Source organism: Aetokthonos hydrillicola CCALA 1050 (assembly GCF_017591665.1).
Lineage (GTDB): Bacteria > Cyanobacteriota > Cyanobacteriia > Cyanobacteriales > Nostocaceae > Aetokthonos > Aetokthonos hydrillicola.
In genome coordinates, this window is record NZ_JAAKGC010000046.1 from 1 (window position 1) to 17,986 (window position 17,986).

The following is a 17,986-nucleotide window of genomic DNA, read 5'->3' on the forward strand; positions in this document are numbered from 1 at the left end:
GAAGCCACAGTCTGGGCAACAGTGGCTAAATGCCAAGATTCTCACGAAGCTCCCCCCATTGGTAACCCAATCAAGAATACACGCATCTACATACTAGATGCTCAACTTCAACCAGTACCTGTGGGTGTTGCTGGCGAACTATGCATTGCTGGCGTGGGTTTGGCGCGGGGCTATTTGAACCGTCCAGACTTAAGTGCCGAAAAGTTTATGCCAAATCCCTTTAGCAAAGAACCAGGAGAGCGCATCTATCGAACAGGAGATCTTGCTCGGTGGCTTCCTGATGGTAATATCCAGTTTCTTGGTCGGATCGACCAGCAAGTAAAGCTGCGGGGCTTCCGCATTGAGCTAGGGGAAATTGAAGCTGTTATAAGTCAATACCCAAATGTTAGAGAGGCTGTGGTGATAGCTCAGGACGATGGTGTTGACAACAAGCGCTTGGTAGCTTATGTGATTTCTGACCAGACACAGGTAATTGGTGTAAGTGAGTTGCGTTCCTTTCTAAAGGATAAACTTCCTAACTATATGGTGCCGTCGGCATTTGTATTCCTTGAGGCTATGCCGTTGACACACACTGGTAAGGTAAACCGTAAAGCACTACCACCACCAGCAGATTTTGACTCAAGTTCGTCACCAACTTATGTTGCACCTAATTCTGAAGTAGAACAAAAAATCGCTGCCATTTGGCAGCAAGCATTAAACCTAGAAAAGGTGGGGATACATGACAACTTTTTTGATTTAGGTGGTCATTCATTACTCATACTCCAGGTTCACAGTCAATTACAAGAAATATTTGGACATAACTTATCAATAGCTGAAATGTTTCAATATCCGACCATCTACTCTTTATATAAACATTTAAATCAAGAAAAATCATTAGAAATATTTGATTCACCAACACCTTTAACCATTCAAAATACTTATAAACCTAAAGATTTGCTCCAGCAACAAAGGCAACTCAGACAAAATCATCGCTCAAGAAATAAACAGTAAGGATATTAAATGGAAGAATTGTTAGAAACAAATTCTATAGATGATTTAGCAATTGCCATTATTGGTATGTCCGGTCGTTTTCCTGGAGCCAAAAATGTTGATGAATTGTGGGAAAATTTGCAAAATGGTGTAGAGTTAATTTCAGATTTTTCGGAGCAGGAACTGTTAGATGCTAAGGTAAACCAGACTTTGCTCTGTAACCCCAATTACGTCAAATATGGCTCTGTTCTTTCAGATATTGAATTGTTTGATGCTTCTTTCTTTAACTGCAGTTCCAGAGAAGCCATGATTATGGATCCGCAACAACGTCTTTTTTTAGAGTGCTCTTATGAGGCTCTAGAAAATGCTGGTTATAACTCAGAAATTTACTCTGGTGCGGTTGGGGTTTACGCTGGTATGAGCATGAATACTTACTTGCTCAACAATCTTTATGGGAACCCTAAGGTGTGGGAATTAGTAGACGGTTTTCAACTACTGCTAGGAAATGCTAACGATCATTTGTCTACACGGGTTTCTTACAAACTAAATCTTAGTGGACCAAGTTTAGATGTGCAAACAGCTTGTTCTACTTCATTAGTTGCAGTTCATCTAGCTTGCCAAAGTTTGCTCAGTGGAGAATCTGACATGGCTTTGGCTGGTGGGGTGTCGGTTCGGGTTCCGCAAAAAACAGGTTATCTTTATCAAGAAGGGATGATTTTGTCTCCTGATGGACACTGCCGAGCTTTTGATGCCAAAGCAGCAGGGACTGTGGGGGGTAATGGTGTGGGCGTTGTCGTCTTGAAAAGATTAGGGGACGCGATCGCAGACGGTGATTATATCCATGCAATTATTAAAGGCTCAGCCATTAATAACGACGGTGCTAACAAAGTTGGATACACAGCTCCGAGTGTAGATGGTCAAGCAGCCGTGATTTCCGAAGCACATGCAGTAGCAAGAATTGATCCTAAGACAATCACTTATATAGAAACCCACGGAACTGGAACACCTCTAGGAGATCCCATTGAAATTGCTGCTCTGACAAAAGCATTTAGTGGCAAAATTCACCTGAAGAGCGCGATCGCCATCGGTTCAATCAAAACCAATATGGGACATCTAGATGCAGCCGCAGGGATTACCAGCCTGATCAAGACAGTCTTAGCCCTCAAAAATAAAACTTTACCACCAAGTCTCCATTTTACAGAACCTAACCCCAAAATTGACTTTGCCAATAGCCCCTTTTATGTAAATAGTGCTTTGTCGGAATGGAAAACAGATACAAGTCCTCGCCGTGCTGGAGTCAGTTCCTTCGGCATTGGTGGCACTAATGCCCATGTCATCTTAGAAGAAGCTCCTGAAACTCAAGAAACACAGTCCTTAGGTAGAAGCTTTCATCTGTTGACAATATCTGCCAAAACCAGTTCGGCACTCGATACGGCGACAGCCAATCTCATAGCGCACTTACAGCAGCATCCAGAAATTAACCTTGCTGATGTTGCTTACACCCTAAACCTTGGTCGCAGGGTATTCACTCATAAAAGGTTTCTAGTTTGTCAGGACTTAAATGATGCTGTACAAACACTTTCAACCAAGGCAAGCCAACGAGTTTTTACCAGCGACCAAAATCTATACTCTCGACCCGTGGTATTTATGTTTTCGGGGCAAGGAGCGCAGTACCTGAATATGACGAGGGAAATCTACCAACTTGAGCCGACATTTCGCGAACAGGTAGATATTTGCTCAGAACTTCTTAAACCCTCACTAGGGATCAATCTGCAAGAATTGCTTTACCCCAGTGAAGAACGAACAGCCGAAGCGGAAGAGTTGCTTAACCAGACAGCTATCACACAACCAGCACTGTTTGCGATCGAGTATGCCCTAGCCAAATTATGGATCGAGTGGGGTCTACGTCCTATAGCGATGATTGGTCACAGCATTGGTGAATATGTAGCAGCATGTTTAGCAAAGGTTTTTTCTCTAGAAGAGGCATTATCTTTAGTTGTTTCTAGAAGCCAGATGATGCAGCAATTACCCAGTGGCTCTATGCTCGTCGTTCATTTATCAGAAAAAGATGTGCAACCACTTCTGGGTGAGGAACTCTGCCTAGCGGCTGTTAATGGACCATCGCTTTGTGTGGTTTCGGGTACTCAGGATGCAGTTGAAGTATTACAAAACAAATTAACTGCACTTGGTGTGGAATGTCGCTATCTTCATACTTCCCATGCCTTCCATTCACACATGATGGAACCTATTTTGAAATCTTTCACCGAAACAGTCAAAACAGTCAGTTTAAAACCACCACAAATCCCTTACCTATCCAACGTCACAGGTACATGGATTACAGCAGCGCAAGCAACAGATCCAGGCTACTGGGCTAGACATCTGCGCGAAACAGTACGTTTTGCTGATGGTCTGCAAGAGTTGTTCAAAGAAACCGCCAATATCCTTTTAGAAGTAGGACCGGGGCGAACGTTAAGCACACTAGCTAAACGGCATCCAGATAAGGTGGTAGAGCAAGTCGTTTTGTCTTCGGTACGCCATCCACAAGACGAGCAATCGGATATAGCGTTTTTGTTGAACACATTGGGTCAACTTTGGCTAGCGGGTGTGCAGGTAGATTGGGTAATATTTTATACTCATAACCAGGGGCGTCGTCTGCCATTGCCAACTTATCCCTTTGAAAGAGAGCGTTACTGGATCGAAGCACCAGAGCGATCAGAAATGACTTCAAAGATGGAACCACAGCCAATTGAGGAGAAGATATCATCTCAAAATGCTACAGATCAAGAGTTAGCTCAAGTTGAATGCATTGAGTCCACTCTTGCGGAAATGATAGAACCGAGTGACTTAGACAACTCTCTAGTATCTGAGTTGAGGGAACAATTAGCCCTGGTTTTGGGAATGGCTCCTGACAAAATAGACATCCAAAAACCGCTTACGAGTTTTGGATTAGACTCTTTGGTAATTATTGAACTTAGGAAGCGGCTCTCGAATAAGTTAGGGGTGGATGTATCGCTAGCGAGCTTCCTGGATCAGTCGAGCATTACTGAAGTAGCAAGGCAGATCAAAGACGCGATCGCAAGATCAACAGGGATAAAAAATTACCAATCATCGCCCTCGTTAGTTGCTCTACAGTCATCTGGAAGTGAGGCACCTTTTTTCTGCGTTCATCCAGTTGAAGGAGTTGTTTCCCCTTATTACGAGTTGGCTCGTCTTTTAGGAAACGAGCAACCGTTTTATGCCCTGCAATCAGTAGGTATTGGGGACGAGGAGCAACCTTTAACCTCTATAGAGGAGATGGCAAATCATTATCTTAAAGACTTGCGGTCTGTTCAACCAGAAGGTCCTTACCGTCTTGGAGGTTGGTCTTTTGGCGCTTTAGTAGCTTTTGAAATGGCCTTGCAGCTACAACGAGCTGGTCAAAAAGTAGACCTACTAGCTTTGATAGATATGTCACCTCCTTTTCATTACAAAATCAGTAATTTTTTCCAGATGTCTAAGTTGGTTTTTAACTTCTTGCTCCCATACATCTGGTCATATGTCTACGATTATGTTTATCAATGGTCGGGGGAGGAAAATCCACTCAAGACAAATAACTTTGTTCAAAAATTTGCTAAAAAGTTGCTTGTTCTTATTCAAAATTTTTCTCAATCTAAGAAATCACCTCAGTCTCAAACGCTGATGAAATTTCGCCAGCCAGTCACCGGGCGTTTACTGCGAGTGATAATTGCGAACATTCTGGCATACAACAAATATGTACCTGGGATTTATACGGGCAAAATTAATCTGTTCCGCGCCAGTGAGCAATTATGGGGCACTCATCCAGATAGTTCAATGGGCTGGAGCCATTTAGCACAAGGAGGAGTGGAGATTGATGAGATTCCAGGTAACCACTTCACTATATTAAACTCCCCTAACGTCCAGATCATAGCCCAAAAGCTAAAGTCACATTTTTCTCAGCAGTCAGAATTCAGAATTCAGGAGTCAGAATGATTATCGCTTTAAAACCTCGTCCACTTGTTACCGAGATAGGGGTTGATTCAGGAGCGTTAAAACACGATCTCTTTATAGCTGATGTATTCTGAATTCTGACTCCTGTTTCCTGACTCCTCTTGTATTAATTTGAAACTTTACTATTAGGATATGGCTTTCTATGGAACTACCAAAGGCTGAATGTAAAAAAGTCATGGAAAAGATTTTCCGTCATCTTGACGGGATTGCTGTGGCACCTACAATCCAAGTTTTGACGAAAAAAGGAATTATCAATTTCATTCAGGCAGAAAAGCAATTCACTGTTGAAGATATTCTGTATAAATTTGGCGGAAATCCTGGTTATTTAAAAGTAGGAATAAGGTTACTAGAAAATCAGGGATGGCTAGAAAGTCAGCAATTTCAGGGAAACATTGAGTATGTGTTATCTGAAAAAGGCTTTATTGCACTAGAACTAGCTGAGTTTTATGAAGAATTGGCAAAATACATCCCAGCAATAATACGTATCGTGAGTTCTATTATTTATAAAATCAATAGAATCTCTAAAGAGGATATTTCTAGCTTTAAATCACTAGTTGAAAAATCAAAAAATCAATGGAATTTACCATTTGATATTGAACCAGAAATACACAATCAAATTATTCATCATTTAGATGGTATGTTGGTTGGACCTATTATTGTATCTCTTGCAATGAGAAACATTTTTGATAGATTTTTTTCTCAAAGCTATGTACTAAATTTGAAGGAACTTGAACAAGATTGCGAGTATTGGGATAATATTTTTGAACCTTTAATTTTACAAAATTGGGTAATTAGACAGTCTGAATACTTAAAACTAACGTCACGCGGAATATTTGCTGCATCTAAAGCTTATGCTTATGGAGTCACAGTTTCTTATTTACCGTTGTTTGCTCAGCTAGAAAATTTACTTTTCGATAATCCTAATATTCTCGATCAAAGAATGACAAATGGAGAAGAATCTCATGTTGATCGCCAAATAAACATTTGGGCTAGCAGCCACTCCCATAAAACTTATTTTGAAAAAGTTTATAAAATTCTCGTAGAAATTTTTAACCGTCCCATTGCAGAGCAGCCTTTAGGAATTGCAGAAATAGGCTGTGGCGATGGAAGCTTTTTAAAAGGTGCTTACGAAATTATCAAAGAAAAAACAGAAAGAGGCAAAGTCCTGACAGAACATCCATTGATTATGGTTGGTGCAGACTATAATAAAGTGTCTTATGAAACAGCTAAAAAAACCTTAACCGAAGTAAACATTCCCCATTGTGTCTTATTTGGCGACATCAATGAACCAGAGATTTTAGCAAATCAGCTTTGGTCAGAACATCATATTCGTCTTCAAGACCTACTAAATATTAGAGCATTTGTAGATCATAATCGCAAATACATATCACCAACTTCATCAGTACAAGATTGCCAAATTAATTCTACAGGCACTTTTTCTAACAGAGGAAAAGTGATACCCAATCATCAATTAGTCCAAAACCTTATAGAGCATCTTGGTCGTTGGTGTCCTTACGTAGAATTATTTGGACTTTTGGTTTTAGAACTGCATATCATTCCTCCAAAACTAGCTGCAAATTCTATAGGTAAAACTTTAGCAACACCCTATGATGCTACACAAGGATATACTGATCAATATCCTGTTGAATTGCCGGTATTTTTAGCTGCTGCAGAAGCAGCTGGTTTAGTAGCCAATTCCTGTTACCAGACTAAATATCCTCCGAATGATCTAGCCACTATTAGTATTAACTATTTTACGTCTGCCAGTAAAATAAAACCTTGAAGTCGGGAAAGTTTTTCAACCAAAGTAGCTTAACTAAAACTTAGAAAATTGTGTATGAAAGTTTTTAATGATTTATCAAAAAGAAACAGCAACACTCCTACATGTATTCATGAAATATTTGAATTGCAGGTAAAAAAGACACCTGAGGCGGTGGCAATAATTTCGGAAAACCAAGTTTTGACTTATCGAGAACTGAATGAAAAAGCTAATCAACTAGGGCACCACTTACGGAAGTTAAATGTAAAAACAGACAAACCAATCGCTTTGTATGTCGAGCGGTCGGTAGAGGCGATCATTGGATACCTCGGCATCCTCAAGGCTGGTAGTGCCTATTTACCAATCAACCCTTCCTATCCAGAAAAACTTCAGGTAAATATGTTGGCAAATGCTGCGTCTGAAGTTGTATTGATTGGGTCGAAAATAGAATTGCCACAATATGATATAGTGTCATTGCGTCTTGACAGTCCGTTTCTTAACCAAGAAAGTACGGATAATTTAACTGGTCTGACAATGCCTGACAACTTGGCTTACGTTATGTATACTTCTGGTTCCACGGGCACACCAAAAGCCATAGGCATTCCACACCTTGGTGTTGTTCGATTGGTTAAAGGACAAAATTATGTCACCATAACGGAAACAGACCGATTTTTGCAACTGTCTCCATTGACTTTTGATGCTTCCACCTTTGAAATTTGGGGTAGCCTCTTAAACGGTTCAACCTTGGTCATTATGCCACCTCACAATCCATCTCTAGAAGAACTGGGTAGGGCGCTGGAAAATCATCGGATTACGATCCTGTTTCTGACGACTGCCTTGTTTCATCTCATGGTGGAAGAACGGTTGGAAGATTTGAAATCGCTGCGATATTTGCTGGCTGGTGGAGAAATTATGTCTGTCAAGCATATGCAAAAATTTCTCCACCAAGTTAAAGACTGCCGCATGCTCCACGTTTATGGTCCGACAGAGAACACAACTTTTACCTGCTATTATCATGTCGTTGATAGCGAGGAATTAGGGACTTCCATCCCCATTGGTCGCGCTATTTCGGGAAGTGATGTTTATATTCTAGACTCTCAAATGAGACCAGTTTCGGAAGGTATACCAGGGGAACTGTACACTAGTGGCGAGGGTTTAGCACGTGGCTATATAAATAGTCCAGAATTAACGGCGGAGAAATTCGTTCCCAATCCCTTAAGTGACAAACCAGGCGATCGCCTATATCGAACTGGTGATCAAGCACGTTTTCTCCCAGATGGCAACATTGAATTCCTCGGTCGTTTTGACTTCCAAGTGAAGATTCGGGGATTTCGCATTGAACCAGGAGAAATTGAGAGTGCGCTCAATCAACATCCATACGTCAGCAACAGCTTAGTTATGGCTTGTGAGGTTTCCCCCGATGATAAGCGATTGGTAGCGTATGTCGTGCCCAATGATGGCGAGGATACGGTTCATAAAATCAAAGATGAAAAAGACGCTGAAAATATTTTGCATTGGCAGAATATTTATGACGATCTCTACAATCAGACCCCCACAACTGAAGATCCAACCTTTAATATTATCGGCTGGAACAGTAGCTATACAAATCGCCCGCTACCAGAGGAAGAAATGGCTGAGTGGGTGCAGGCAACTGCGTCGCGAATCATGTCTCTTCAGTTTGACCGCGTGTTAGAGATTGGCTGTGGTACTGGTATGCTGTTGTTCCAGATCGCGCCGAACTGTAGCCGTTACATTGGTACAGATCTTTCTCAGCAAGCTCTAGATTACATTCAGCCCCATTTAGAGAGGCGAAACTTGTCTGATGTGGCACTCTTACACAGAATGGCAGATAACTTTGAGGGTTTTGAGGAAAACAGCTTTAACCTGGTTATTCTCAATTCTGTGGTGCAGCATTTTCCCAACGTAGATTATTTGGTGCAGGTGTTGGAAAAAGCAGTGAATGTAGTTGCACAAGGAGGCTACATTTTTCTGGGAGACGTGCGCTGTTTGCCGTTGTTAGAAGCTTTTCATGCTTCAGTTCAATTATTCCAATCTCCAGAGTGGTTACCTGTTGAACAGCTCTGCCAACGAATCGACAAAAAAATCCAGCTTGAGGATCAACTTGTTATCGATCCAAACTTTTTTGTCGCATTAAAAACCCGTTTACCAAAAATTAGTCATGTGGAAGTTTTACTTAAGCGGGGACATCATCACAATGAGTTAACCAAGTTTCGGTATGACGTTATTATCCATATAGGGGACTCTGTTGTTCCTTCCCCAATAGACAATGAGTGGCTAAATTGGAAAAAAGAAAATCTGACTTTGCAGAGCCTACGTAGCCACCTTCTTCAGAAAGAACCAGATGTTATTTGCATTCGGAATGTACCAAATGCCAGAATTGCTCAAGATTTTAAAATCGCAGAAGTTCTGAACCAGCAAAAAATTCAAAAAACCGTAGGTGAATTACGGGAAAGTTTTGAAATAGCTTCAAACGAAGAGTTATTTGTGGATCCCGAAGATCTTTGGACGCTAGGCAAAGAACTTTCTTTTTCAGTTTATATTGGCTGGTCAGGAGCAGATCAACCTGATACTTATGATGTGGCTTTTGTACGAAACAACAATAAAGCAGTTTCTCATACCATTAGGTTTCCACATTCCCTCCAAGCAAATCTTGATGCTCAGTTGAGTAAGTATACCAATCAACCAATGCTTAGTAAGTTCGGTAATTCCTTAACGCAGGATCTGCGAACTTATCTTGAGGAGAAACTGCCTGAGTATATGTGTCCTTCCTTTTTCATCCTCATAGATTCTTTTCCATTGACTGTTAATGGTAAGGTAGATCGTCAAAAGCTACTTCCACCCGAATATTTTAGACCGGAGCTAAACCAAACTTATACAGCACCTCAAAATGCTACAGAAGAAACTTTAGCCCAGATTTTTACTCAGGTTTTAAGAATTAACAGGGTTGGCAGATATGATAACTTTTTTGATTTAGGTGGACACTCCTTGCTAGCTATGCAGATCATTTCTAGAATCCGCGATACTTTCCAGCTAGAGCTAAAACTAAGAACTTTTATGGAGAATCCAACTTTGCAAGGATTAGCAGAAGCGATTGGAGCAGTGCGTTGGAATTCGCAGGTTGTTAGGAATATTTCAGAGGCAATGGATCTTAAGTATGAAGTAGGAGAAATTTAACTGCTACTTTGAATTGGCTGTATAAAGTTAACATGAAAAACCAAAATATTTACATTGATCTAAAATCTCATGACACCAATTGCTGAATTTTTGACAAATCTTCGCAGCTTAGGTATTGAAATTTCCTTAGGAGATGGCAAACTCAATTACCGTGCACCACAGGACAGCTTGACGGGTGAACTTTATATCGAGTTGAGAGAAAGAAAGCAAGAAATCATTGCTTTTTTAGAGAAAGCTAGAGAGGTAAAAAACTCTTATCTAACGTCTATAAAGCCTGTAGCACGTAATAAATTTCTACCGCTTTCTTCTGCCCAACACCGTCTTTGGTTTTTAGAGCAATTTATACCGAATAGTTTAGCTTACAATGTTTCAGGAGCATTCCGCCTCAAAGGTTCGTTAAACGTAGATGCCCTTGAGCAAAGTCTTAAAGAAATTGTAAAACGGCATGAAATTTTACGCACAAACTTTAAGATTGTTGATGGAGAACCGACTCAAGCGATCGCGCCAACATCGTACTTAGAGATGCCTGTGTTGGATTTACAACATCTTCCCGAATCACAGCGAGAGGCTGAAATCTTGCGTTACATTCAGGAGGAATGCCAACGACCTTTTTCTCTTGAATTTGGTCCACTTTTGCGATCTGCACTGCTGCACTGTCAGCCTGAAGAGTATGTGCTGCTGTTAAATATGCATCATATTATTACTGATGGTTGGTCTTTGCAACTCTTTGTACAAGAGATGAGTATTTTGTATGAAGCCTTCGTCAACAAAAGAGCTGCTGTTCTACCCGCTCTGCCCATTCAGTATGCAGATTTTGCCGTATGGCAACACAACTGGTTGCAACAAGAGGGTTTAAAAGCACAACTTGCCTACTGGAAAAAACAACTAGCAGGAATTGTAAACCTATCGCTGCCAACAGATCGTCCCCGTCCCCCTCTTCAATCGTTTCACGGTGGAATGGTCTCGATTGCGATTTCCCAAAAACTGGTGCAAGATTTGCAGTCTTTGGCTCGAGCGGAAAATACCTCTTTGTCTACAGTCATGCTGGCTGGATTTCAGACGTTACTCTACCGCTATACACAGATTGAAGATATTGTTGTTGCGTCCCCTATTGCCAACCGCAATCGTTCTGAACTCGAAGGGCTAATTGGCTTTTTTGTCAATACATTGGTTTTACGTGCTTATTTAAGCGGCAATCCCAGCTTCCGAGAACTGATAAGGCAAGCGCATCAAACCACACTCGAAGCTTATGATCATCAGGATGTTCCCTTTGAAAGACTAGTCGAAGAATTAAACCCAGAAAGAGATTTGAGTCGTAACCCTCTAGTTCAGGTGAGTTACGCTTTTCAAACTATTCCTCACAAACCCTTTCATCTGCCGGATCTAACAATTTCACCTATAGAATATGACCGGGAAAATACCAGATATGACCTAGAATTACATATCTGGGATAGCACAGAGAAAGGTAGTAATATATTTTTATATAGTAAAAATACTTATGATGTTTCAAAAGTCCTAGTAGAAGAAGCAGCTTTAGAGGGCTATAGCTGGTCTCAAGAAACTGGTGGATTAAATATTATAGTAAATTACAATAAAGATTTATTTGAAGCGCCTACAGTAGGGCGAATGTTGCTGCATTACCTCAACCTGCTAAAGGCAATAGCGACTAACCCCGAACAAAAAATTGCTAATTTGCCTCTATTAACAAAAGCAGAGCAGAAGCAACTATTAACGGTTTGGACAAAACCTCACCCTCAAGGTTACCCAGAAGTCATTCACCGAATCTTTGAAGCAAGGGCAGAAAGCACTCCAAAAGCGGTAGCAGCAGTTTTCGGCAATGAAGAATTTACCTACCAACAATTAAATGAAAAAGCTAACCAGCTAGCACATTATCTGAAAAAGCAGGGTGTTGTTTCAGAAGAGTTCGTTGGCATTTGTTTGGATCGCTCGATTGATTTTATCGTAGCAATTTTAGCGATTCTTAAAGCAGGTGGTGTCTATGTCCCTTTAGATCCAAGTTACCCACAAGAGAGATTGGGGTTAATGATAGAAGATACACAGATACCTATACTGCTGACAAAACAAGCTCTGGTTGAGAAGTTACCCAATTGCTCGCTTCAGCGCATCTGTTTAGATCAACTATGGGAAGATATTGAACACGAAAGTAAGCATAACCCAGTTATAGTCATTGACCCAGAAAATTTAGCTTATGTCAACTACACTTCTGGTTCTACTGGTAAACCTAAAGGCATTGGCGTTTGTCATCGTAGTGTCACCAACTTAGTTTTAGGAAAGAACGAGATACAGCTAGAAGCACAAGACAGAGTAGCTCACCTTTCTAATGTTTCTTTTGATGCAGTAACTTTCGAGATTTGGGGAGCATTGCTTAATGGTGCTTGTGTTGTGGGAGTTCCAACGGATGTCGTGCTGTCACCGGTCGATTTAGCAACTACCATTGCTGAGTATAAAATCAGCGTTATGTGGTTGACAGTCTCTGTCTTTAACCAGATGGTAAAAGAAGCACCATTCGCTTTAAAATCTCTTAGATGCTTAATTTTTGGGGGAGAAATTGCCAATCCTCAGAGAGTGCGACAACTTCTGGTAGAAGGTTCACCACAACATTTACTGAACGGTTACGGACCGACAGAAACAACCACCTTTGCTACTTTTTACAAGGTGGGAGAAGTATCGCAAGATGCGTTAAGCATTCCCATTGGGCGTCCACTTTCTGGTGTCGTTTGCTACATTTTAGATAGCAATTTGCAACCAGTACCACTGGGGGTAGCTGGGGAACTATACATTGGCGGTTATGGCTTGGCTAGGGGTTATCTCAATCGTGCTGATATGACAGCTGCCACATTTATTCCCAATCCGTTTGGCAGCGAACCAGGGGCGAGACTTTACCGCACAGGAGATTTAGCAAGGTATCTACCGGAAGGCAATATTGAGATTCTAGGGCGACTTGACAAACAGGTAAAAATCCGTGGTTTTCGTGTAGAACCTGATGAGGTGGAAGCGATCTTACGCCAGCATCCAGATGTTCAAGAAGCAGCCGTGGTGGTGCGCGAAAGGGAAGGGAACGAGAAATTCTTGGTAGCATATTTTGTGGGAGGGAAAGCCGAGGATCTACGTAGTTATTTGCGCCGTCAGCTTCCTGCACATCTACTTCCCGCTGCCTTTGTGTCAATAGAAGCTCTACCAATAACGCCTAATGGCAAATTGGATCGGCAAGCGTTGCCCGATCCGGAATCAGTAGAATTGAAGACAGATGATAGTGGGCAGCCACGTACACCCATAGAAGAGATATTGGTTGGGGTATGGAGCCAAGTTCTGAAACGCGAAGCTGTAGGCATATATGATAACTTTTTTGATTTAGGTGGGCATTCCTTACTGGCGACACAAGTTGTTTCCAGGGTGCAAACCATTATGAACATTAAACTACCTATACGCGCTGTGTTTGAAGCTCCTACTGTTGCAGAACTTGCTATTCGCATTGAGGAGGAGTATCAACACAAACACCAAAAACCCGATCAAGCGCTACAACCTATATCTAGAAGCGGGGAACTGCTATTGTCGTTTGCCCAACAACGTTTGTGGTTTATTGCTCAACTGGTTCCTAACAGCCCTGGTTACAATATTCCAACTGCTTACCAACTTGTGGGTTCACTTAAAGTCGATGTACTAGAGAAAACTCTCAATGAAATTATCAGGCGACACGAAACTCTGCGTACTCATTTTGTATTAAAGCAAGGGCAGCCCTATCAAGAGATAGTAACAGAACTTTCTCTGAATTTAAATGTCGTTGTTCCCTCAGGTGGATCCCGTGAAGAACGAAAAGCACAGGTGCAACATCTCATTAACGAAGCGGCACTTTGCCCCTTTGATTTGAGTCAAGGACCGCTTATCCGTGCATCTGTGTTTCGTTTAGCACCAGAAGAACATGTTCTGTTTTTGAATATGCACCACATCATTTCAGATGGGTGGTCTTTGGGAGTATTGAATCGGGAGATGGAAGCACTATACGAAGCTTTCAGCCAAGAAAAATCCTCTCCCTTAGCGGAACTTGCTATTCAATATGCTGACTTTGCAGGCTGGCAACGTCAGTGGCTTCAAGAGAGTGTAGTGCAGTCCCAATTGGCTTACTGGAAACGGCAACTTGCTGATTTACCAATCTTGCGCTTGTATACCGATCGCCCCCGCCCTCCGGTTCAGACTTTTTTGGGGAAAGCTCTCACATTCAAGATTTCCCAACAAACTTCTCAAGCATTAAGGCGGTTGACGAAGGAAGAGGGTTGCACTTTATTTATGACACTCTTGAGCGCCTTCAATGTATTACTATACCGATATAGTGGGCAGGAAGACATCGCAGTCGGCTACCCCATTGCCAATCGCAACCACACCGAAATTGAAGGGCTAATCGGATTTTTTGTCAATACCCTAGTTATCCGTAGCAATCTTGCAGGCAACCCAACATTCCGAGAACTGTTAAGGCGGGTACGGGAAACCACACTAGAAAGCTATAGCTATCAGGATTTACCTTTTGAACGGTTGGTAGAAGAACTACAACCAGAAAGAGATACTAGCCGCAACCCTCTGGTACAAGTCGTCTTTGCATTGCAAAATGCGAGTGTGAAGATGCCAGAATTCCCAAATCTTGTCGTCAGTCCGATGGCGTTTGATATTAGGACAACCCGCTTTGATTTAGAATGCCATTTGTGGGAAACATCAGAAGAATTAATCGGCACGTTCATTTACAACACAGAACTGTTTCACCCCGACACAGCCTCCAGAATGCTGGAACATTTCCTGCGCTTATTAGAAGCAATTGCAAACAAAGCTGATGAAGGGATTAGGACATTCCCGTTGTTGAATGAGACGGAACGGCAACAGTTGTTGGTTAATTTCAACCAAGCTCCAACGAATTATCCCGAAAATCTTTGCATTCACCAGATCTTTGAAAATCAGGTTCGAGAAACACCAAATGCAGTAGCACTTGTTTTTGTAGACGATCGCAGTGAAGCTTCTGGCAGAGTAGGGCAAAGCTTGACTTATGCTGAGTTAAATCGGTTTGCAAATCGGTTGGCTCATCGCCTACAAGCCCAAGGAGTCGGACCGGATGTTCTCGTTGGGGTCTGCATGAAGCGATCGCTATTAATGATAGTAGCAGTGCTGGCAATTCTCAAAGCTGGCGGTGCTTATCTCCCATTAGACCCTACTAATCCTAAACATCGACTTATTGGGATCATCAACGACACCCAACCGCCTCTGATTTTAACCCAAGAAAATTTGCTTTCTAGTCTTCCCGAATCTAGTGCAACCCTAATTTGTTGTGATTTATCCCAGCTTGAAAGCGGTTTTGAAGAAAATCCCGTTTCTGGGGTAAAGCCAGAAAATCTAGCATATGTCATGTACACTTCCGGTTCTACAGGCAAACCCAAAGGGATCTGCGTGAACCAACGTGCTGTGATTCGACTGGTCAAAAACCCAAATTACGTTAATATAAGCGGTGATGACCGATTTTTGCAACTGGCTCCCTTTACGTTTGACGCTTCTACCTTTGAAATTTGGGGCAGTCTCCTAAACGGTGGGCAGCTCGTTATTATACCACCCCACAATCCATCTTTAGAAGAACTAGGGAAGGCACTGGAAAATCATGGCATTACTATCATATTTTTAACCACAGCTCTATTCCATTTAATGGTGGAACAACGACTGGAAGATTTGAAATCGCTGCGACAACTTCTTGCAGGTGGAGAAGTCATGTCTGTCAAGCATATGCAAAAATTTGTGCACCACGCGAAAGATTGCCGGATGCTCCACGTTTATGGTCCGACGGAAAACACCACCTTCACCAGCTGTTATCCCGTCGTTCCCTATAAAATATATGAAAACTCCATCCCCATTGGTCGCCCTATTTCCGGAACAACAATATATATTTTGGATCGAGCGATGAATCCTGTGCCTATAGGGGTGCCAGGAGAATTATATATAGGTGGAGATGGTCTCGCTAGAGGTTACAACCAGCCAGAATTAACCGCCGAAAAATTTGTGCCCAATCCCTTTGCTTCAAAACCAGGAGCTAGGCTTTACAAAACCGGAGACTTAGTTCGATACTTACCTGACGGGAATATTGAATTTCTAGGGCGCATTGACTATCAAGTGAAGATTCGCGGTTTTCGGATTGAAACTGGGGAGATCGAAGCTGTTTTAAATCAGCACCCAACGGTTAAAGAAAGTATTGTTGTGCCTCGTGAGGAGTCTGGAGATAGGCGGCTCGTAGCTTATACAGTTTTGAAAGCAGAATCAGAGATTTCCGCAGTCGGCAATGTAGAACATATTTCTCAGTGGCAAACCCTTTTTGATAAAACCTACAATGAGTCGGCGGCCACAAACGAAGCCGACTTTAATATTATCGGCTGGAACGACAGTTACACATCCCAACCAATTGCTCCCGATGCTATGCGAGAATGGGTGGTGCATACCGTTAACAGTATCATGTCCCATAACCCGCGTCGGGTACTGGAAATTGGATGTGGTACGGGTTTGTTACTACTGCGGATAGCTCCCCATTGTACTGATTATTTGGGAACTGACTTCTCGAAACAAGCTCTGGACTATGTGCAACAACAGCTTAACTCCCAAAGTCTGTCGCACGTGCAACTTCAGCAACAAATGGCGGATAATTTCACGGGAGTTCAGTCTGGATTTTATGATGCCGTCATTTTAAACTCTATTGTCCAGTATTTTCCGGGTGTTAACTATTTGTTGCAGGTGCTTGAGGGAGCAGCCAAAACCCTAGCTCCTGGTGGTATCATTTTTATCGGAGACGTGCGTTGCCTGCCTCTACTCAAAGCTTTCCATGCCTCAATTCAATTTTGCCCAGCAGGTGATAGTCTGTCGATCAAGCAATTTCGAGAGGTTGTAGACAGAGCAATACGTTTTGAAGAAGAATTGGTCATAGATCCAACCTTCTTTAAAGCCTTAAAGCAGCGAATCCCGGAGATTCGTGAAGTACAAATTCTGCACAAGCGCGGCTCCCACCATAACGAACTTACCAAGTATCGTTATGATGTAATCCTAAAAGTAGGTGGCTCCTACAATAAGAGCGAGGATATTTCAAGCTTGGATTGGGAAAAAGATCAATTAAATCTTCAGGCTGTGCGTCAAATCCTAGAAAGGGAGTCAATTGCTATTTGTATCCGTCAAATTCCAAATAAGCGAGTGAGTGCGGATATCAAAATAGTAGAATTAATGGATACGATGGAGGAAAATATTACCATCGCAGAAGTTCGCTCCTCTCACAAGGAGGTGCTACTTAAATACAGCAGTGTTGATCCGGAAGAATTTTGGAAACTGGGGGAAGACTTGGGATACACAACCCAAGTTGTCTGGTCCACAATGGGCAAAGAAGGATATTTTGATGTTTTATTTACCCCAGCTGGACAAACGACGGCGATCGCGTCACCTTTCTCTACCACCTTTGAAAACTTAAGAGAGTGGCACACTTATGCTAACAACCCCATAGGAGAAAAATTGACTCATCAGTTGGTGCCGCAGTTACGTGATTACGTTTGCGAACGATTGCCCCAATATATGATTCCCTCATATTTCGTTGTACTGGATGCCTTCCCTCTCAATAGCACTGGTAAAGTCAACCGACGTGCGCTTCCAGCACCAGAAGCAGTTAGACCAGATTTAAAAGAAGAGTATAAAGCTCCTGCCACCGATATTGAACAAACCATCGCCAACATCTGGAAAGAGTATTTGCGTGTTGAAAAAGTGGGTGTCAATGATAACTTTTTTGACTTGGGTGGACATTCTCTACTATTAGTTCAGGTATTTACCAAGCTGAAAGCTACCTTTAAAAAAGAACTGTCCGTCGTAGATATGTTTCAGTATCCGACGATCAGCGCCATAGCAGAATATTTGAGCAAAGACACAACAAACGAACCGCAAAAAAATGTCCGCGATCGAATTGAAGATCGAGCATCTAAACGAAGAGCTGTTTTAGAAGCAAAAACGAAACCACGACAAAATTAGCAATATAGGTAGATT

The 17,986-nt window shown here is 42.0% G+C and carries 5 protein-coding genes; all 5 read left to right on the top strand.

The genetic code is table 11. The annotated features are described in order from the left end of the window. A partial coding sequence (locus G4P69_RS21535; RefSeq protein ID WP_208351033.1) for a non-ribosomal peptide synthetase occupies positions 1 to 990 on the top strand: 990 nt, incomplete at its 5' end. A gap of 9 nt (positions 991 to 999) precedes the next feature. After that, complete coding sequence (locus G4P69_RS21540; protein WP_208343839.1) at positions 1,000 to 4,959, top strand: type I polyketide synthase; 3,960 nt, start codon at positions 1,000 to 1,002, stop codon at positions 4,957 to 4,959. Positions 4,960 to 5,119: 160 nt separating this feature from the next. Then, the gene (locus tag G4P69_RS21545; protein ID WP_208343838.1) at positions 5,120 to 6,760 is read left to right on the top strand and encodes an AprA-related methyltransferase; all 1,641 of its coding nucleotides are present in this window, start codon (positions 5,120 to 5,122) and stop codon (positions 6,758 to 6,760) included. A 54-nt stretch (positions 6,761 to 6,814) separates the two neighbouring features. Next, positions 6,815 to 9,931, top strand: a complete 3,117-nt coding sequence (locus G4P69_RS21550) for an amino acid adenylation domain-containing protein (protein ID WP_208343837.1) — start codon at positions 6,815 to 6,817, stop codon at positions 9,929 to 9,931. Positions 9,932 to 10,000: 69 nt separating this feature from the next. Continuing rightward, entirely contained in the window at positions 10,001 to 17,971 is a 7,971-nt protein-coding gene (locus tag G4P69_RS21555) for a non-ribosomal peptide synthetase (RefSeq protein ID WP_208351042.1), read from the top strand. The last annotated feature ends 15 nt before the right edge of the window (positions 17,972 to 17,986 follow it).